Genomic DNA, 18115 nt, shown 5'->3' with positions numbered 1-18115 from the left:
TCCTTACTTCTAAACCATTTATAAGCTAAAGCCATCATTATTCATACTTCAATAAAATAGATCAGGAATAATTAATTACTGATTTCTCTTATTACCTTCTAATAGTCTATGTTTTAGTATAGTTTCAGCTACTAAAAAATCTAATCCTGTATCTATATCTACAGCTGTCTCTAAAGATGTTTGAAAACCATACACATTTTCATTAAAAAATATTTTGGATTGTTCTAATAAAGATAAAGTTTCATAGATATAGATTGAACCATTCAAACGGAAAAACGTAGGTAAATCCTGACTTCGCTTACCCTGTACTTCTGGGCGAATAAAATCTGACATACAACCATCTTCTGGCAATGTATTTGACCACATTGGACTATGCTCAGTTTCAGAAATTGATACAACACCTTTTGCATTTTTCTGAACAAAAAACTCTAAAGCCGTATCAATCTCCGATACTAAACGCAAAGGAGATGTAGGTTGAAGTAACACAATGAGTTCATTTGACTTACTTAAAGTTAAAAAATCAATAGCATGCTTTATTACATCGAAGCTTGATGCATGATCATTTGACAAATGTTCTGGACGCAAAAATGGTACTTCTGCTCCATACTGTTCAGAAATTCTTTTAATTTCCTCATCATCAGTGGACACAATCACTCGATCTACATATTTACATGCTTTAGCAACTTCTATTGACCATGCGATTAAAGGTTTATCAACCAATAATTTTATATTTTTACGCGGTAAACGTTTACTGCCACCACGTGCAGGAATCAAAGCTGTAACTCGATACTGCCCTATCATTAGAACTTACCAAAATCTAAATTAATAATATCTTTTTGCGCACGGTTATAGTCTTCCATATGACCGATGTCGAGCCAATATTCATGTAAAGGATAACTTAAGACTTTATTTTTCTTTTCCATTTGCTGTTCTAAAATGGTTGGCATACCAATAAATTGAGCTTCTACCTGAGCTAGCAACTCAGGAGAAATAACATAAATACCTGTATTAATATCAAAGAAATAACTTGGTTTTTCAGTCATGCTTTGTATTACATTATCTTCAGAGTTAACTACGCCATAAGGAATTTGATATTGGAACTCTCGCACGCACATCGTGGCAATAGCTTCACGCTTTTCATGAAAGTCCAATAGTTTTTCAAAATTCATATTTGTGAGTACATCACCATTAATTACAATAAATGGCAAGGTAATATCTGATGCTGGCAATAAACTCAATGCACCACCTGTCCCAAGCGGATCAGTTTCATGTACATATTGAATTTGTACATCTAGCTTTTCACCATTACCAAAATGCTCATTAATCACTTCTGGTAAATAGTGGGTAGAAATATAAAATTTGTAAAAGCCTTGATTTTTAAAGCTTGAAATAATGGTTTCTAGTAAAGGCTTACCACCAACAGGTAACATCGGTTTCGGGCATGTATCTGTGAGTGGGCGCAAACGCGTACCAAAGCCACCAGCCATAATGAAAACTGGGTTTTCTTTACGTTTTTTACGAATCAAGTCATCAAGCGTAATAATATTAACTAGTTGATTATTTTTAATTACAGGTAATGCCAGATAACTTTTTTCACGCATGATCTCAAAAATCTGACGATTGTTTAAGCTACCTTCCTCAATACTATAAGGATTCGTATGCATGATTGTTTCAACAGCTGCATGCACATCTTGGCCTTTTAAGAGACCTCTACGAATATCACCGTCTGTAATACTTCCGATCAATTGATTATGATCATCAACCACCAAAACAATTCTTAAAGCATATAAATCAAGTAACTCTAATGCTTTCAGAATTGAATCATTTTTATGCAAAATTATTTTATTAACATCTCTAGTCACGACTTAATTCCTTAGCAGGTGATCCAATATAGACCTTATTCGGTTCCGTATGTTTCACAACCACAGCACCCGCACCTATAACGGAGTTTTCACCTAAATATTTCAATTGCTCTGGGCTTTTGCCTGGCAAAATAGCAGCATTTGTTCCAATGTATGTGCCTTGCTTCAAGTGAATACAACCAGACACATTAACACCTGGCATGACAGAAACGTAGTTTTCAAGAATACAGTCATGCCCAATTGTGCTATTAAAACTTACGATAATAAAATGACCAAAACGACATGAATTTGTAATTCGCGCTCCAGCCGCAATTACCACACCTCTACTATGTTCTAGCAACTCTCGAATGCCATAGCCAAGTGATGATTGAGAATGAATCAAATTGGGATAAGGTAAATCGGGATAAGCTTCATATATTCTTTTACGAATCTTCGGATCAGCAACCCCTATCGCATATACCGTATCCGTTAATGTCGGTATTACTGATTCAGGCAAAATGGGGAAACCAAGTAAGGTGTCACCATCTTTGGCATTTCTTTCTAAAAAAAATATATGGCGGTAGCCTTGATCTATTGCTAAATCTACTAGCTCTTTTGCAAAGCCACCTGAACCAAAAATTGCCAGCTTTTTCATTTAAATTTCAATAAAGTCGTTCTTTTTAAAGCTACGTTTTGCTTTTGTACCAACTACATCCCAATACTTATTTGGTTCTAAACAAACGCGACCTGCTCGTTTTGTTGTGACATTGTCAGAGGTTAAAAGCTCCCCTTCCGCAATATCTGTTTTAGCCACAATACTACGACGCACTAGGTAATAGTTATCGCTCTCTTGCTCTAGCATAAATTTAATACCATCGCCCAAAGCTGCATATGTTTTATGCAAAATTTCGACATAATGCTTAAATTCATCTGGTTCCATTGATGCTGCATGGTCTGGGCCAGCCATCGTTTTATCTAATGTAATATGCTTCTCGAAAATGCGGGCACCAAGACTTACACCAATAACCGCCGCGTATTCATCAAGCGTATGATCAGAAAACCCTGTTGCCAAATCAAATACATTTTTTAAAGTTGAAATGGCTTTAAGATTACTTTCTTCAAATAATGCTGGATATTGAGTTACACAGTGTAAGATAGAAACCTGTTCTTTCAACTGTTTACGTACTGAAATTTTAGAATAAGCTTCTCTAAATAACTGCTGAGATGGTCGAACTTCCGTTCCCTTATCGATAACAAAAGCAAATACTGATAATGCTTGTTCAATATCACCTAGGCTAGCTGTTCCTGTAGATAAAATGACATGCTTTTTTGAACATGCAATTTCATAGAGAAACGGTAAATTTGAAATATCAGCAGATGATACTTTCAAGTAAGGTACATCGATCTCATTCACCAAGAACTTCAAACTATCAGAGTCAAATGGCGTTGAAATAAAAGTAATTTGATGCTCATCACAAAATTTCTGTATTTCTTCTGTCTGCTCATAAGTAAGCTCTAAACTTTTTACAAGCTCTAATTGGCTTTGACTAGAACCAGTATTTTCTTTTTGATATGCAGCCATTTCAGTTTGATCAGATAATAAACTATCTGCTTTAAATGTTTGAAATTTGACAGCATTCGCACCGCATTCTTTGGCTTTTAAAATAAGCTCTTTTGCTAACTCTACAGAGCCATTATGATTTACACCAATTTCTGCAATGACATAAATTTCGTCTTGATTAAAGATCATAAAATGGTGCCTTCTTTTTAAAATCCGTCGTTTTAATAAGTTCAATTATTTTCTGAGAAGTATTGCCTAACCCTAATGGTGGAACAACTTTACTCAATTCATCGTCTGGGAAATTAATTGCTTTTTGCAATGCTTCTAAAATTTCACTTTCGTCTAATCTAACATCAAGTATAGACTCACAACGTAAGCGTCCTTTTTGACGATCACCAATATTTACGGTTGGAACCTGTAACGCTGGAGCTTCTGATAATCCACTTGATGAGTTACCTACCATAGCTAAAGCATTTTTCAAAACACTTAAATAATTTTGAATACCAAAACTTTTTACAAGCAATACGCGATCTGGCAACTGTGCTTTTAAATCAAGCATTGCTTTCACGATATTAGTATTACCATTATCTGCATTTGGATAACTAAAAATAAAGTTGACATCTTTTATTTGCTTAAGTGCATCAAATAGCGGTGCAACATTTTCTTCTAATAAATTAGTTTCAGGATGATAAGTAATCAGAAAATATGGTTTTGAAAAATCAAAATCATATAATTCGCTTAATTCTGCAATATTTTTAAATGTTGTACGTTGGATATGATCTAAACCTAATGCGCCAACATTAAATACCTTGTCTGGTTGCTCACCTAACTGAATAATTCGTTTCTTATATTCCTCTGCTGCGGCAAAATGAATATTAGACATTTTTGTGATCGCATGACGAATTGATTCATCATAAGCACCTTCAGTGATTTCACCACCATGCAAATGTGCAACAGGTACATGCATGATTAAAGCAGCTTGCGTTACTGCTAAAGCCTCAAAACGATCACCCAAAACAACTAATAAATCAGGTTGCATTCGTTTCAATGCATCTGCAAATCCAAGTAAGCCAACGCCCATGGATTTCACAACAGCAGACGAAGTATCAGATGACAGTAGCATTTCTACTGATTCAGTAATTTCGAAACCATCTTGAACAATAGTTTTCCAAGTTTCACCGTGCTCAGGTGAATAATGCATAGCCGTAGCTAGAATTTGTAACTCTAGCTCTGAATCTTGCTGAATATCTCGCATTAACCAATACAGCAAACCATATTCAGCTCGAGTTCCTGTAAAAACGGCTATTTTTTTCATTCTTATTACTCCAGAGGAACTGAACTTGGAATATTTACGACTCTTTCTTCCAGCCATAATGAGTTAGTTAAATCACCTTGTAATGCAGTTTGGTACATTGGCAATCTGGTCATTAAAGTCCAGATTGGGCGAGTCATCACCTTATTTGAATTGGTTTCATCCAAAATCAAATCTCGTTGTGCTTTATCTTTGCAAATAATGGCATTTAACCAATAGTTAGATCGGCAGTCTTCAGGTTCCACAACAAATGAAACATCACTATCTTTCAAGAAATCTTGATATTGCTGAGCTAAATCACGCTTTTTAGCCAGAAAACCTTCCAAGCCTTCCATTTGTGCACAACCTAAAGCAGCATTCAAATTCGGTAAACGGTAGTTAAAACCATTTTCATCATGATAAAATTCATACGGATGTGGTATTTTTGCAGTTGTCGTAATGTGCTTCGCTCTTATGCCAAGTTCTTCATCTTGACACAAGACCATGCCGCCGCCGCCAGTAGTGATAACCTTATTTCCATTAAAACTAAGTGCTGAAACTAAACCAAAGGTTCCAGTATGTTGATCTTTGTAGTAAGAACCTAAACTTTCAGCAGCATCTTCAACAAGTGCAATACGCCACTTGGTCGCTACCTGTTGTAGCTCATCAATTTCTACAGGATGGCCAAATGTATGCATTGGAACGATTGCAGAAATACGTTTATTCGTTGCTTTGTGTTTACATACACCTTGGCCATCAATAAAAGCATTGTCTTGCAAATAAACATCTAATGCCTTTGGACACAGACCAAGTGTCTTCAATGAAACATCAGTAAACAATGGTTCCGCACCGATATAAGACAAAGCATTACAGGTTGCGACAAAAGTCAAAGCTTGGGTAATTACGATATCGTCGCGCTTTACACCAGCGAGTAAAAGAGCAATATGTAATGCAGCTGTTCCATTCACAGTCGCAATGGCTTTAGCACAGCCTGTAAATTGTTGAACCTTGGCTTCAAAGTCGTTTACATATGAACCAACACTAGAGACAAAAGTACTATCAATCGTATCTAATACATATTTTTTTTCATTACCAAGAAAACGAGGTTCATGTAATGGAATAAAACTATTGGTACGATAAATGTCTCGTACAAACTGATTAAATTTGGAAGTATCCATTACATTTTCCCATCTAAATATAAACCTGTTTCTTTGTGTCCAAAGTTAGGCATCATATAGTTAAATAGATCAACAATTTCTTCTTTATTCCATTGCTTATTTAAAAGCATTGCATGAATTTTTTCTTCGAATACATGCAATTTATCTTCTTCAATATTTAGCTCGTTTTTAATAACACCTAAATTATTAAAACGTTGCATATCTAAAGTTTCATTATCGGTAAAGAACTCTTCGAAATCTTTCTCACCAGTCGTTGTACTTCCTGTAAATAAACAAGGCCATTTTCCTTGTTTTGGCAAGGTTTGAATTAAGCTACGCGCTTCATCTTCAGACTCACACAAATACGGCTCATATCCAAGGTTATTAAGATATTTCACAGCAATATCTGCAAAAGTAATGAGGTGTAAATGCTCGCTAAGTTTAGGGAAGAAAATATCTCTATTTTCCCCTAACAAACAAGACATGAGGCACAACTCACCTGATTCTTTTGGAGTAACGAAATAACGGCGAATATCATTTGGCGCAGCAATTGGCTGATTTTTCTGAATACGTTGATTAAAACCATGTAGTAAAGAACCATCTGAAAATGCAACATTCGCAAAACGGGCCGTGGAAATATCAATATGCTGACTTTGACGCATCAGGAACATTTCCATAATACGTTTTGAGCCACCCATCATATTTACAGGGTTAGCAGCTTTATCTGTCGAGACGCAGAAATACTTTTTTACACCTTTTTCGATAGACTGCTGAATCGTTTTTTCAGTATTTAAAATATTGACATGAATCATTCGCATTAATGTAAACGGATCTTTTTCACTACGCACATGTTTTAAAGCAGAAAGATTTAAAACATAGTCAAAGTCACCATCATTCCTGATATAAGCATCATATTCAGCAGAGCCAATATCCAATGCAAAAGTCTGGAAATCCCCATCAATATACCCAAATGAACTACGAATATCACGAACAACTTCTGTTAAGTTATTTTCAGAAATATCAACAACATGAAGCTTCTCTGGATTGCGTTTAAAAATCTCTTTGACAACAGCCTGCCCAATTGAACCAGCACCACCCAAAACTAAAAACTTTGAAGATTCAATGATATCTTTTAATTTTTTATTCCAAACTTGAATATCATTTGTAAAAAGCTCTTGTGAGCGACCAATTAAGTTCAACTGTATATCTAATGACATTATTAAAAATCCTATTTTTAAAGTCTAATATCTGAGTATTCTTTACTTAATATATATTTTAAATCAAACAATACATGCTTAGTTTTACCCAAAGCATGTATATCTGCTGCTGTCATTTGTTTAAACTGATCATGAGCAACTGCTAAAATAACCGCGTCATATTCATTATTCTGCAATGCACTGATTGGAGCCAAACCATATTCATGCTCCACTTCTTTTGGGTCCACCCACGGGTCATAAATATCTAAATCCAGCTCATACTCTTTTAAAGCCTGAACCATATCAATAATTTTTGTGTTGCGAATATCTGGACAGTTTTCTTTAAAACTCAAGCCCATCACTAAAATTTTTGAACCCACCACTTGTATACGCTGCTTCACCATCTCTTTAATCAATTGTGTTGCAACATATTCACCCATACGGTCATTTAAACGACGTGCCGCTAAAATAATTTCTGGATGCAAGCCTAAAGACTGTGCTTTATGGGTTAAATAATATGGATCTACCCCAATACAGTGCCCACCGACTAAACCAGGGCGGAAAGGTAAAAAATTCCACTTGGTTCCCGCAGCCTGTAAAACCGCTTCAGTATCAATACCCAACTTATTAAAGATCACGGCTAATTCATTAATTAAAGCAATGTTCACATCACGTTGGGTATTTTCAATGACCTTAGCTGCTTCAGCCACTTTTATACTGGGTGCTTTATGCGTACCTGCAGTAACAATCAATTGATAAACTGCATCTACAAAGTCTGCAACTTCTGGGGTAGAACCCGAAGTCACTTTTAAAATATTGGTCACACGGTGTAGCTTATCGCCTGGGTTAATCCGTTCTGGGCTATAGCCTGCAAAAAAATCCTGATTGAATTTTAATCCAGACACTTGTTCCAAAACTGGAATACAGGCTTCTTCGGTAGCACCGGGGTAAACGGTAGACTCATACACCACCACATCGCCTTTTTTAAGTACCTGGCCAATACTGGTCGAGGCTTTAACAAGGGGCGTTAAATCTGGCTGCTTAAACTCATCAATTGGAGTAGGCACAGTGACAATAAAAAAGTTGCAGCTATTTAAATCATCTAAATTAGCGGAATAAGTCAGTTGTGTTGCTTGTTTAAGTACTTCTGGCGACACTTCTAAAGTGTGATCTTGCCCATTTTGTAATTCTTGTATACGTTTTTGCTGAATATCAAAACCCACCACAGGCAGCTGCTTGCCAAATTCAACTGCTAAGGGTAAACCGACATAGCCTAAACCAATAATGGCAATTTTTAGGTCTGAGAGCTGTAGCATTTGAGCGCCTTTCAATTTATAACTGTATTTTATGAAGAATGAATCTTTCGGCAGGAATACTAGCAGAAATTCATGAAATTTCTATTATGATTTGTGCTCAAATTACTTGAAACAGATCACAGTGTATAGTTTTGGTGAATATTCACCTTTTATTTAGAATAGCGACCTAATTTTTACTTACTATCATTTTTTACTTGATGCTTCTGCCAAATATGCAAATTGAATACAAATTGCTATGTACCTATTTTATAAGTTCGGTAAAATGACAGTAATTTACTCAAAACGATTTTAAAAAATTTAATAATGGGATCTCGCGTGCGACACTTTCAATTGGCTGTTTTATTGGCATGTGGCATTGCCACCACAGGGTGCGCTGTCACTTCTGGTTTACAAACCTATGACCTACCTCGTGAAGGGGTTTACACCACTGACTTGGGCACAGCTGTCAATGTGATTAAACTCACGCAAGACTCTATGCTGGCTGTGCAACCTGCTGTACACAACATTCAACAAGACTATGCGCATCTGTTCAATACACCTCAACGCCAATACCGTTTAAGTTCAGGCGATATTTTATCTATATATTTATGGGCCTACCCTGAAATTACCCCACCAACCAATACCATTAGTAGTGAAAAAGCAGTCGAGTCCAATGGCTATCAAATTGACTCACAGGGGTATATTCAGTTTCCTATTATTGGCCGTTACAAAGCCGCAGGTAAGTCTTTAGCACAAGTCAACCGTGAGCTGCGCGGTCAATTGGCACGTTATTTAAAAACACCTGACGTGATTGTACGAGTCTTGTCTTACCAAGGTCAGCGTTATTCAGTACAAGGTAATGTGATGAAGGGCGGGCAATTCTATTTAAATGATCAACCTGTCAGTGTGTATACCGCTTTAGGCATGGCAGGCGGGGTCAATGCTCAACAAGGTGACAATGCTTCTATGACTTTAGTGCGTCAGGGGCGTAGCTATCAACTCAATACCGTAGAGCTGGAAAAAGCAGGCTTGTCATTGCACAACTTACTCATCCAGCCAAATGACACCTTGTATGTCAACAACCGTGAAAATCAAAAAATTTATGTGATGGGTGAATCGGGTAAAAATCAATCGCTCCCTATGCGTGATCAAGGCATGAGCTTAAGCGATGTATTGGGTGAAAGCCTAGGCTTAAACCCACTGTCTGCCAGCCGCAGTAAAATTTATGTGGTCCGTAGCCAGCCGAATGCAGCACATACCGAAGTCTATCACATGGATTTAACCAGCATTGCAGACTTTGGCTTGGCTAATCAGTTTAAAATGCGCAGCAATGATATTGTCTATGTCGATGCATCAGGCTTGGCCCGCTGGCAACGTGTGGTTAACCAAATTATTCCATTCTCAAATGCTTTATATAACCTAGATCGTTTGGGGAACTAATGAAAATTAATCACATTTTGGTGGTGTGTATTGGCAATATTTGCCGTAGCCCCATGGCAGAATACTTTTTAAAACAGCAGTACCCACACTTACAGATTGAATCTGCAGGTATTTCAGGCTTGGTGGGTCATGCAGCCGATGACAAAGCCCGTTTATGTATGCAACGTCACGGCATTGACATGAGTCCACACGTGGCAAAAAAACTCAATGCAGACTTAATTAAAAAAGCCGATCTGATTTTGGTGATGAGCCAAAATCAACAAAAGCATGTGGAACAAACCTGGCCCTTTGCCAAAGGCAAAACCTTTAGATTGGGGCACTGGCAAAGTAAAAATGTGGCCGACCCCTATCAGCACGATCAGGCCGTATTTGATGAGACCTGTGCGTTAATTCAAGCCTGCATTGCCGACTGGAAAAAATATATCTAGTTTATTGATATTATAGCTTTTTTAAAATTCTACTTTTTTGATATTTAAACTATGAGCCAAACCGCCAACACCGAAGATACCATTGATTTAAAGGAATTATTTTTTTCCTTAATCGCACAATGGAAAATGATTACCCTTTGCGTTCTACTCAGTATCGTCTGCGCTTTACTGTATTTAAGAACTACGCCAGACACCTATGCAGTAGATGCTTTGGTACAGGTCGAAGACAGCAAAGGGGCCTCTGCAGCGTTATTGGGTGATCTGTCCAGCATGATTGAGCAGAAATCACCTGCACAAGCTGAAATTGAAATTTTAAAATCACGTTTGGTGTTGGGCAGCGCGATTGATCATCTGAATTTAGATATTCGCGTTTCGGGTACAGAAGACAGTTTCTGGAATCGTTTAATTGCCAAGCATGAATATGACAGTGAATATTCATCTCAGTCAGTGCTGTTTAAAGACAATCAAAAAAGTTTTGATATTCGCCAGTTCGATATCCCGCAATATTTTCAAGATAAAAACTTAATTTTAAAATTTGCACAAGGCAAATACAGCCTAACCGATGCAGCAACCGAACAGGTGGTTTTTTCTGCACCTTTAAACCAAGCCAGTCAATTACAGTCTGAATTTGGGCTGTGGAAAGTCGCAATTTTTAGTCAAGACAGCTTTAACGCTGCCTATAACATCCAAAAGCAAAGCCTGCCTGCTGCCATGAAAAGCTTAACTGCCAACTATTCAGTAGCAGAAAGAGGTAAATTGACAGGTGTATTGGGACTAAATTACCAAGGACAAGACAAACAACACATTACCCAAGTACTGAATGCCATTTTAGCAGCGTATAGCCAACAAAATATTGAGCGTCGTAGCGCAGAAACAGCACAGACCTTAAAGTTTTTGGAAGACCAACTCCCAGAACTGAAACAACAATTAGATGTGGCAGAACGTGAATTTAACCGTTTCCGCCAACAGTTCAATACAGTCGATGTGACCAAAGAATCTGAGTTGTATTTAACCCAAAGTATTACTTTGGAAACCCAAAAAGCGCAGTTAGAGCAACAAGTGGCTGAAGCTGCGGCCAAGTACACCAACGAACACCCTGTGATGCAGCAAATGAATGCGCAATTGGGGGCAATTAACAAACGCATTGCAGAGTTAGACGGCACGCTCAAACGCTTGCCAGAATTACAACGCCAATATTTACAACTGTTCCGTGAAGTAGAAGTCAAACAACAGCTGTATACAGGCTTGCTTAACTCTTACCAACAACTGCGGATTGCTAAAGCAGGTGAAATTGGCAATGTGCGTATTGTAGATACTGCGGTAGAGCCGATTGAGCCAATTAAACCAAAGAAATTACAAATTCTGATTTTGTCAGTTTTCTTGGGTGGTTTTCTGGGTACATTGTTGGCCTTACTGCGTAATATGTTACGGTCAGGTATTAAAGACTCGAATCAAATTGAAAATGAATTGGATTTACCTGTTTATGCCACTGTGCCACATTCACCTGTGCAAGAAAGCCGTATTAAAATTCTGAAAAAGAAAAAGAATCTTCCTATTCTTGCGGTTAAAAATAGTGATGATATTGCCATTGAAAGCCTACGTAGCATGCGTACCGCTATTCACTTTGCCTTAAACAGTGCCAAAAACAATATCATTATGATTTCTGGCCCTGCACCAGAGTTGGGTAAATCGTTTATTTCAACCAACCTAGCCACAATTTTGGCGCAAAGTGATAAACGTGTATTACTGATTGACGCCGATTTACGTCGTGGTTATGTGCATAAATACTTTAATTACGACCCTAAGCCAGGCTTAACCGAATACCTGAATGGTCAGCAAGAGTTAGGCAATATTGTGCGTAGTACGGAAGTTGAAAATTTAAGCGTCATCAGTCGTGGTAAAAGCCCTGCCAATCCGTCAGAGTTGTTAAGCACGCAAAAATTTGCAGACATGCTCACGCACTTGTCGAGTCAGTTTGACCATATTCTGATTGATACCCCGCCAGTTCTTGCCGTCACCGATGGGATTATTATTTCACAATATGCGGGTGTGAATTTGGTTGTGGCACGTTATGCCAAGACGCAAATGAAAGAGCTTGAAATGACTGTTAACCGCTTTGAACAAGCTGGCGTGAAAGTCAACGGCTTTATTTTGAATGATATTCAACGTGAAGCGGGTGGTTATGGCTATGGTTATAACTATGCCTATGGCTATAAAGCCAATAAGGATGATGATTAATTTGAAATGATCGGTGGGCTGAAATAAGCCCACCACCCCAATATTCCCCACCTTTGAAAGGTGAGCAGTATATGCTTGTGCGACTTCCCCCTTTGAAAAAGGGGGATTGAGGGGGATTTAAAGAACCTGAAAAGGTGAACCATGCATGGCGTAAGGAGGGTAACTCAAAAAACAAACCACTTCATTTAAGAAATTATGAATAAAAAACATGCAACCTTATAATAAAAATTTAAAACATAACGCACGACAGTTAAGAAACAATATGACCGAAGCCGAGCAGAAACTCTGGTTACGACTGCGCCAAAAACAAATCTTAGGCTTACAGTTTTATCGGCAAAAGCCTATTTTGAATTTTATTGTAGATTTTTACTGTCCTGCGGCAAATTTAATTATTGAATGTGATGGCAGCCAACATTTAAATGAAAAAGGCTTAAAGTACGATCTATTGCGTGATCAGGTTTTGGCACAATTAAATTTAACTATTTTAAGATTCAATAATTTACAAATTTTACATGAACTCGATGCAGTCATCCAAATCATTGAAAATGTGATTTTAAGTCGACACGCTGATAATCCCTCCTAGCCTCCCTTTAAAAAGGGAGGAACTCCACCATTTACAGAAGAATTTTCTTTTAAATTTACAACAATACCTAACAACTCGCATTGCAAAAATCCACTCATAAACCTATCTTGTTTACAGTTTATAAACGCCGAGAATATATAAGCATGTTTGCACCCAAAGCGCTGCTGGCGACACTGGCATTAAGCTCATCCTTAACCTTTGCCCAAGGCATTGTCTTAAATGACCAAAACTTACGTACCGATTTAAACTGGCTAAATCAGCAAGGCGTTATTCAAATTAGTACGTCAACTTGGCCTATGAGTGGTGATGAAATTCAACGTGCACTTTCTCAAGCCAAAGTCAGCAACAACACTCAACAAAAAGTCATCGATGCAGTGGTGGCACATTTAAATGCCAATAACCAACTGCTCAAAGCCTCGCTTTTTGCAGAAACAGATCAAAAGCATATTCCACAAGCCTTTGGCGACCAACAAAAAGCCCAATATCAAGCAGGTTTGGAACTCAATGCAGGCAATCAATACTGGGATGCTAAAATTCGGGTCAATGCAGAAAAAGACCCACAAATTGATAACGATCAAGATGTCAATGTTGAAGGTTCCTATATTGCAGCCAAGCTTTGGAATCAATGGCTCATTGCAGGACAAATTTCAACCTACTGGGGGCCTGCACATGACGGCAGTTTAATTCGTGGCGATGCTAGCCGCCCTGTCTATGGTGTAACCATGCAGCGTGCCGAACAACAGGCATTTAACAATAAATGGCTGTCTTGGATTGGCCCATGGCAATACCAAGCTTTTGCAGGTCAGTTGCATGATTATGATGCTGTGCCCGATGCAAAACTGATAGGTTTACGTGTTACAGCACAACCACTACCTTATTTAGAACTTGGGGCATCACGCGCATTTCAATGGGGTGGTGAAGGTCGACCTGAAAGTTTTGATTCACTCTGGGATGCGGTTATTGGTAAAGATAATGTGTATGGTGATACCACCAATCCCTCTAACCAAGTGGCAGGATTTGATGCACGTTTGAACCTACAGCCCTTGGTACAAGTTCCAATGGGAATCTATGCACAATATGCAGGTGAAGATGAAGCAGGTGGCTTACCTTCAAAAAAAATGTATCTGGCTGGGGTAGACTATTCATCAAGCTATCAGAATATGCCGTTCCAACTCTATACCGAATGGGCTGACACCCGTACCAACGGTAAAGCACAAGGTATCACTTATAATCACAGTGTCTATAAAGGTGGTTTTTATCAACATGGCTACCCTTTAGCGCATGCCATGGGTGGTGATGGACAAATGATTTCAGTGGGTGGTGATATTCGTTTTGATCGTATGAACCGCGTGAATGCACGTATGTTGTTTGCCAAATTGAATGAATCCAATCGAAACACGAATTATGCTTTCCCAGAAAAAGATCAGTTAAAAGCTTTGGATTTGACTTGGACACACTATTTACGCCCAGATATTCCACTTAAACTGAATGGCTGGATTAGCGATTCAGATGTCCATGGCAATGATGGTGGTGCATCGATTGGCATTGAATTTCCTTTAGAAAAAGGGCTGTTTTCATATTAAGTCTACCCGCTAGACCGAAATACTTCGTGGATGAGATCGACACCGATTTCATCCATTTTTCTAAGATTAAAAATTCAGCGCAACTCAATTATTTAACGCAAAATTTCAGGCAACGCCTTATAACTACCGCTTTTGCTTAATTCAATTTTCATTTTTTGCAGCATTTGATACGGTTGCTGCTGCACAAACATATTCACAAAACTTAAAGGAATCGAGCCCTCAGGGTTAGCATAGCCATAGGTACTGACTTTGACTTTTTGATTGCCCAGTTTCTGAAAGGTCCAGTCGCCTTCGTAATCTTGAATACGCACATAATCTGGGTTCAAGGGATAGCCCCCCTCAATGGCTTTATTTTGAATACTGATAATACCTTGTGCATCTTTACTCATTTTGCCTTTGACCACTAAATCACGATCTTTTAGCGGAAAAGGAAAATCCAGCACCATATACAGCAAGAACTCACCTTTTTGGTCATCGCGTGACAAGACTTTGACACTGCCCACATAAGGCACCCATTTCACAGCATGATCAACATCTAAAATTAAGGCAGCGGCTTTTTCTAAAGGTACATTGAAGGTGGTTTCGGCCTTATACAAAAACACAGGGCTAGACTGCTGTTGAAAGGTCCAGACTTTAATATTGTTTTTATGAATACTGAGTTTGGCATGTTCAAGGCTTTGTGCATGCGTGATACAGCTACAGGCGATCATGCCAAGAATTGGCAGAATTTTTTTCATTGTCGTGTGCATCTTATTTTAGTTTTGTGTGGGGTCTGATGCGTCATCATCCATGACATCAGACCCTAGTTTTAGCGGCAGATTGAAAATTGTTCAAGTCATTTTATCTATTTCGTATTACTGCGCAGTTTTAAACCTGAATATCGTTAAATCCAAGTACATCTTTCATATCGTATTTACGCGCTTCGCGTCCCACCACCCACGCTGCAGCTCGGACTGCACCTGCAGCAAAGTTCATACGGTTGGTGGCTTTGTGGGTAATTTCCACGCGTTCGCCATCGGCAATAAACATTGCGGTATGTTCACCCACAATGTCGCCACCACGAATGGTTTGGAAACCGATGCTTTTACGTTCACGTGGCCCTGTGTGTCCTTCACGGCAGTAAACGCCATCGTGTTTTAAATCACGACCTAAGGTTGCTGCAATGGCCTCGCCCATCATCAATGCCGTGCCTGATGGTGCATCGACTTTATGACGATGATGCGCTTCAATCACTTCAATATCTACACTATCACCAAAGACTTTGGCTGCCAGTTCCAACAGTTTAATAGATACGTTTACCCCAACTGAATAGTTGGCGGCATACACCACTGGCGTCTGTTGAGCCGATTCTTCTAAAAGCGCTTTTTGTTCATCATTCATGCCTGTGGTGCCAATCACAATCGCTACGCCTGCTTCACGGCAAAGCTTTAAGTGCTGTGCAGTAGCAACTGGTGCGGTAAAGTCGATCACGACATCACAGTCAGCCAATACTTGTTCTAGGCTGCCCACAACTTTCACACCGAGTGTACCCACACCTGCCAACTCTCCTGCATCTGCCCCCAAGAGACTGCTTTCTGGGCGTTCGACTGCGGCTGCCAATTGGTAGCCTGCTTCTTGAACGGCTTGAATTAAGATGCGCCCCATACGGCCGCCTGCGCCTAATACACCAATGCGTGGAGTTGCTGACATAGCATATTCCTAAAATAGATTCTCAATTGTGCTTACTATAGCAAAACTCGCTGCCTAGACTAAGTTTGTCAGTCAAGTTTTTGGGTTTATTTTTATCCGAAAGCAAGCCGAGCTATACTGCTGATGGTCACTTTACACCCCTCAGGTAAGCTTTTAACGAAGCGATGCTAAAAATTTATCTGAAAATGCTCATCTTTTATTTTTATTTCACAAATTTGCAAACTTGTATGCGCAGACTAGCCTGCACGAATGATAACAACTGCACAAATTAAAGGGGATTTACATGCATTCGAAGAACATGGTATTGGCATTATTGTTAGGTATGAGTACAGCATCCGTATTTGCAGAGCCTGCACTTCAAGAAGGTGATACACTAGAAAGCCTGTCCAAAGTCCGTATTAGCGTGACACTACAAGAACCGTTAGCGGTTGATGTGGATGCACCTGAGCTTGAAACAGAAGCAGCGCAAACTGTAAATGTTGTAGCGCCTGAAAATACAGCTCAGCCACAAACTGCCGTTGAAACTGCAAGCTCAGAAAATGCAGATGTTTTAGAAATAGATGTGCCTGAAGTCGAATAAGCGTGCAGCAGATACAACAAAGGCGATCCTTCAGATCGCCTTTATTTTTTGAGTTTAGATCAGGTTGTGCTTCGACATACCTAATCTAAGTTTCCTTAATCAAACAAACGATCAAAGAAAGACTTTTTCTTTGGTGATGACTGACTGCCCTCACCTTCCATCGTCGTCTGTAATTCTTTTAACAGTTCACGCTGACGTGCAGTTAAATTCACAGGTGTTTCCACCACAATACGGCAGAGCAAATCGCCCTGCATACTGCTACGCACAGGTTTAACCCCTTTACCACGCAAACGGAACAATTTACCCGTCTGTGTTCCCTCAGGTACTTTCAGGCTCACGCGACCATCTAGGGTCGGAATTTCAATTTCCTTACCTAAAGCAGCATCGGCAATGTTGATAGGTACATCCATATATAGATCGGCACCATCACGCTGGAAGATTTCGTGCTCGCGCACCACCACTTCTACGTATAAATCACCCGATTGACCATCACGAATCGCCTCACCTTTACCCGTTAAGCGTACGCGGTCGCCATTGTCCACCCCTGCAGGAATGGTCACCTCAAGGGTTTGCTGACGATCTGACACACCCGAACCATGACATTTTTTACATGGATTCTTGATGATTTTGCCCTGACCACGACAAGTGCTACAGGTTTGCTGTACCGAGAAGAAACCTTGCTGCATGCGTACTTGACCCGCACCATGACAGGTTGGACAGGTTTCAACATCATTTGGATTTTCTGAGCCTTTACCATCACAAGCGTCACAAGGCGCAGGTGCTGTAAAGGTGATGGTTTTCTTGACGCCTTTGACTGCTTCTTCAAGCGTGAGTTCCAGCACATAGCGTAAGTCTGAACCACGACGTGCACGTTGCTGACCACGACCACCGCCACCGAATGCACCACCGAAAATATCACCGAACTGGCTAAAGATGTCTTCTGCACTAAAACCACCACTAAAGCCACCGCCGCCGCCCATACCGCCTTCAAAGGCATTCTGCCCCATGCGGTCATACATGCTGCGTTTTTCGGCATCCGATAAAACTTCATAAGCTTCCGCAGCTTCTTTAAATTTCTCTTCAGCTTCTGTGTTGTCTGGGTTACGGTCCGGATGATATTTCATCGCCAACTTACGGTAGGCTTTTTTTATTTCATCATCACTAGCTGTTTTGGCGACACCCAAAACCTCATAATAATCACGTTTAGCCATGTCTGGCGATGCTCCTCACGGA

General features: G+C 39.4%; 17 protein-coding genes. 6 read left to right on the top strand and 11 right to left on the bottom strand.

What is annotated here, in order from left to right; all coding sequences use genetic code 11:
* Nucleotides 1-75: 75 nt before the first annotated feature.
* The 8 genes from B2W49_RS02580 to tviB are packed head-to-tail and all read right to left on the bottom strand — an operon-like array spanning nt 76 to nt 8362.
* Complete coding sequence (locus tag B2W49_RS02580) at nt 76-801, bottom strand: cytidylyltransferase domain-containing protein (RefSeq protein WP_291334227.1); 726 nt, start codon at nt 799-801, stop codon at nt 76-78.
* The gene (locus B2W49_RS02575) at nt 801-1862 is read right to left on the bottom strand and encodes a nucleotidyltransferase family protein (RefSeq protein WP_291334226.1); all 1062 of its coding nucleotides are present in this window, start codon (nt 1860-1862) and stop codon (nt 801-803) included. The genes B2W49_RS02580 and B2W49_RS02575 overlap by 1 nt, the downstream gene beginning before the upstream one ends.
* The gene (locus tag B2W49_RS02570; protein WP_291334225.1) at nt 1855-2496 is read right to left on the bottom strand and encodes a sugar O-acyltransferase; all 642 of its coding nucleotides are present in this window, start codon (nt 2494-2496) and stop codon (nt 1855-1857) included. The genes B2W49_RS02575 and B2W49_RS02570 overlap by 8 nt, the downstream gene beginning before the upstream one ends.
* Nucleotides 2497-3591, bottom strand: a complete 1095-nt coding sequence (locus B2W49_RS02565; RefSeq protein WP_057073989.1) for an N-acetylneuraminate synthase family protein — start codon at nt 3589-3591, stop codon at nt 2497-2499.
* A complete protein-coding gene (neuC, locus tag B2W49_RS02560; RefSeq protein ID WP_291334224.1) occupies nt 3581-4717 on the bottom strand; it encodes a UDP-N-acetylglucosamine 2-epimerase in 1137 nt (378 codons plus the stop codon). Before neuC ends, B2W49_RS02565 begins: the two co-directional genes overlap by 11 nt.
* A 5-nt stretch (nt 4718-4722) precedes the next feature.
* Nucleotides 4723-5871, bottom strand: a complete 1149-nt coding sequence (locus B2W49_RS02555; protein ID WP_291334223.1) for a LegC family aminotransferase — start codon at nt 5869-5871, stop codon at nt 4723-4725.
* Nucleotides 5871-7067, bottom strand: coding sequence for a UDP-N-acetylglucosamine 4,6-dehydratase (locus tag B2W49_RS02550; RefSeq protein ID WP_291334222.1), 1197 nt, complete (start codon nt 7065-7067; stop codon nt 5871-5873). The genes B2W49_RS02555 and B2W49_RS02550 overlap by 1 nt, the downstream gene beginning before the upstream one ends.
* Nucleotides 7068-7084: 17 nt before the next feature.
* Complete coding sequence (gene tviB / locus B2W49_RS02545) at nt 7085-8362, bottom strand: Vi polysaccharide biosynthesis UDP-N-acetylglucosamine C-6 dehydrogenase TviB (RefSeq protein ID WP_291334221.1); 1278 nt, start codon at nt 8360-8362, stop codon at nt 7085-7087.
* Nucleotides 8363-8677: 315 nt separating this feature from the next.
* Between tviB and B2W49_RS02540 the strand changes: the two genes are divergently transcribed.
* The 5 genes from B2W49_RS02540 to B2W49_RS02520 all read left to right on the top strand — a co-directional run bounded on the left by B2W49_RS02540 (nt 8678) and on the right by B2W49_RS02520 (nt 14613).
* Nucleotides 8678-9781 carry a polysaccharide biosynthesis/export family protein gene (locus B2W49_RS02540; RefSeq protein WP_291334220.1) on the top strand — a complete coding sequence of 368 codons (1104 nt, stop codon included), beginning with the start codon at nt 8678-8680 and terminating at the stop codon, nt 9779-9781.
* Nucleotides 9781-10209 (top strand): low molecular weight protein-tyrosine-phosphatase, encoded by a 429-nt coding sequence (locus B2W49_RS02535; protein ID WP_019837353.1) that lies wholly within the window; start codon nt 9781-9783, stop codon nt 10207-10209. The genes B2W49_RS02540 and B2W49_RS02535 overlap by 1 nt, the downstream gene beginning before the upstream one ends.
* A 51-nt stretch (nt 10210-10260) precedes the next feature.
* Nucleotides 10261-12447 carry a polysaccharide biosynthesis tyrosine autokinase gene (locus tag B2W49_RS02530; RefSeq protein WP_291334219.1) on the top strand — a complete coding sequence of 729 codons (2187 nt, stop codon included), beginning with the start codon at nt 10261-10263 and terminating at the stop codon, nt 12445-12447.
* Nucleotides 12448-12655: 208 nt separating this feature from the next.
* The gene (locus B2W49_RS02525; RefSeq protein ID WP_291334218.1) at nt 12656-13030 is read left to right on the top strand and encodes an endonuclease domain-containing protein; all 375 of its coding nucleotides are present in this window, start codon (nt 12656-12658) and stop codon (nt 13028-13030) included.
* 143 nt (nt 13031-13173) lie between these two features.
* Entirely contained in the window at nt 13174-14613 is a 1440-nt protein-coding gene (locus B2W49_RS02520; RefSeq protein WP_291334217.1) for a capsule assembly Wzi family protein, read from the top strand.
* A gap of 92 nt (nt 14614-14705) precedes the next feature.
* On the opposite strand, the gene B2W49_RS02515 is transcribed toward B2W49_RS02520, so the two are convergent.
* Together B2W49_RS02515 and dapB are read right to left on the bottom strand one after the other, a co-directional pair.
* The gene (locus B2W49_RS02515) at nt 14706-15323 is read right to left on the bottom strand and encodes an START domain-containing protein (RefSeq protein WP_414630572.1); all 618 of its coding nucleotides are present in this window, start codon (nt 15321-15323) and stop codon (nt 14706-14708) included.
* 157 nt (nt 15324-15480) lie between these two features.
* Complete coding sequence (gene dapB / locus B2W49_RS02510) at nt 15481-16302, bottom strand: 4-hydroxy-tetrahydrodipicolinate reductase (protein ID WP_291334215.1); 822 nt, start codon at nt 16300-16302, stop codon at nt 15481-15483.
* Between the two features lie 283 nt (nt 16303-16585).
* Between dapB and B2W49_RS02505 the strand changes: the two genes are divergently transcribed.
* Nucleotides 16586-16882, top strand: a complete 297-nt coding sequence (locus B2W49_RS02505) for a hypothetical protein (RefSeq protein WP_291334214.1) — start codon at nt 16586-16588, stop codon at nt 16880-16882.
* A gap of 95 nt (nt 16883-16977) precedes the next feature.
* Here B2W49_RS02505 and dnaJ read toward each other — a convergent pair whose 3' ends face one another.
* Nucleotides 16978-18093 carry a molecular chaperone DnaJ gene (gene dnaJ, locus B2W49_RS02500; protein WP_291334213.1) on the bottom strand — a complete coding sequence of 372 codons (1116 nt, stop codon included), beginning with the start codon at nt 18091-18093 and terminating at the stop codon, nt 16978-16980.
* Between the last annotated feature and the right edge of the window lie 22 nt (nt 18094-18115).

The organism is Acinetobacter sp. UBA801, from assembly GCA_002296655.1.
In the GTDB taxonomy this organism is placed as follows: Bacteria; Pseudomonadota; Gammaproteobacteria; order Pseudomonadales; family Moraxellaceae; genus Acinetobacter.
Note: the sequence above shows the minus strand (reverse complement) of the source record. Positions and strands in the feature narration are given on the sequence as shown.

Coding starts and splice junctions, on each gene's coding strand:
- B2W49_RS02580 (WP_291334227.1), bottom strand. CDS start 801: ATGATAGGGCAGTATCGAGTTACAGCTTTGATTCCTGCACGTGGTGGC.
- B2W49_RS02570 (WP_291334225.1), bottom strand. CDS start 2,496: ATGAAAAAGCTGGCAATTTTTGGTTCAGGTGGCTTTGCAAAAGAGCTA.
- B2W49_RS02565 (WP_057073989.1), bottom strand. CDS start 3,591: ATGATCTTTAATCAAGACGAAATTTATGTCATTGCAGAAATTGGTGTA.
- neuC (WP_291334224.1), bottom strand. CDS start 4,717: ATGAAAAAAATAGCCGTTTTTACAGGAACTCGAGCTGAATATGGTTTG.
- B2W49_RS02555 (WP_291334223.1), bottom strand. CDS start 5,871: ATGGATACTTCCAAATTTAATCAGTTTGTACGAGACATTTATCGTACC.
- B2W49_RS02550 (WP_291334222.1), bottom strand. CDS start 7,067: ATGTCATTAGATATACAGTTGAACTTAATTGGTCGCTCACAAGAGCTT.
- tviB (WP_291334221.1), bottom strand. CDS start 8,362: ATGCTACAGCTCTCAGACCTAAAAATTGCCATTATTGGTTTAGGCTAT.
- B2W49_RS02535 (WP_019837353.1), top strand. CDS start 9,781: ATGAAAATTAATCACATTTTGGTGGTGTGTATTGGCAATATTTGCCGT.
- B2W49_RS02530 (WP_291334219.1), top strand. CDS start 10,261: ATGAGCCAAACCGCCAACACCGAAGATACCATTGATTTAAAGGAATTA.
- B2W49_RS02525 (WP_291334218.1), top strand. CDS start 12,656: ATGCAACCTTATAATAAAAATTTAAAACATAACGCACGACAGTTAAGA.
- B2W49_RS02520 (WP_291334217.1), top strand. CDS start 13,174: ATGTTTGCACCCAAAGCGCTGCTGGCGACACTGGCATTAAGCTCATCC.
- B2W49_RS02515 (WP_414630572.1), bottom strand. CDS start 15,323: ATGATCGCCTGTAGCTGTATCACGCATGCACAAAGCCTTGAACATGCC.
- dapB (WP_291334215.1), bottom strand. CDS start 16,302: ATGTCAGCAACTCCACGCATTGGTGTATTAGGCGCAGGCGGCCGTATG.
- B2W49_RS02505 (WP_291334214.1), top strand. CDS start 16,586: ATGCATTCGAAGAACATGGTATTGGCATTATTGTTAGGTATGAGTACA.
- dnaJ (WP_291334213.1), bottom strand. CDS start 18,093: ATGGCTAAACGTGATTATTATGAGGTTTTGGGTGTCGCCAAAACAGCT.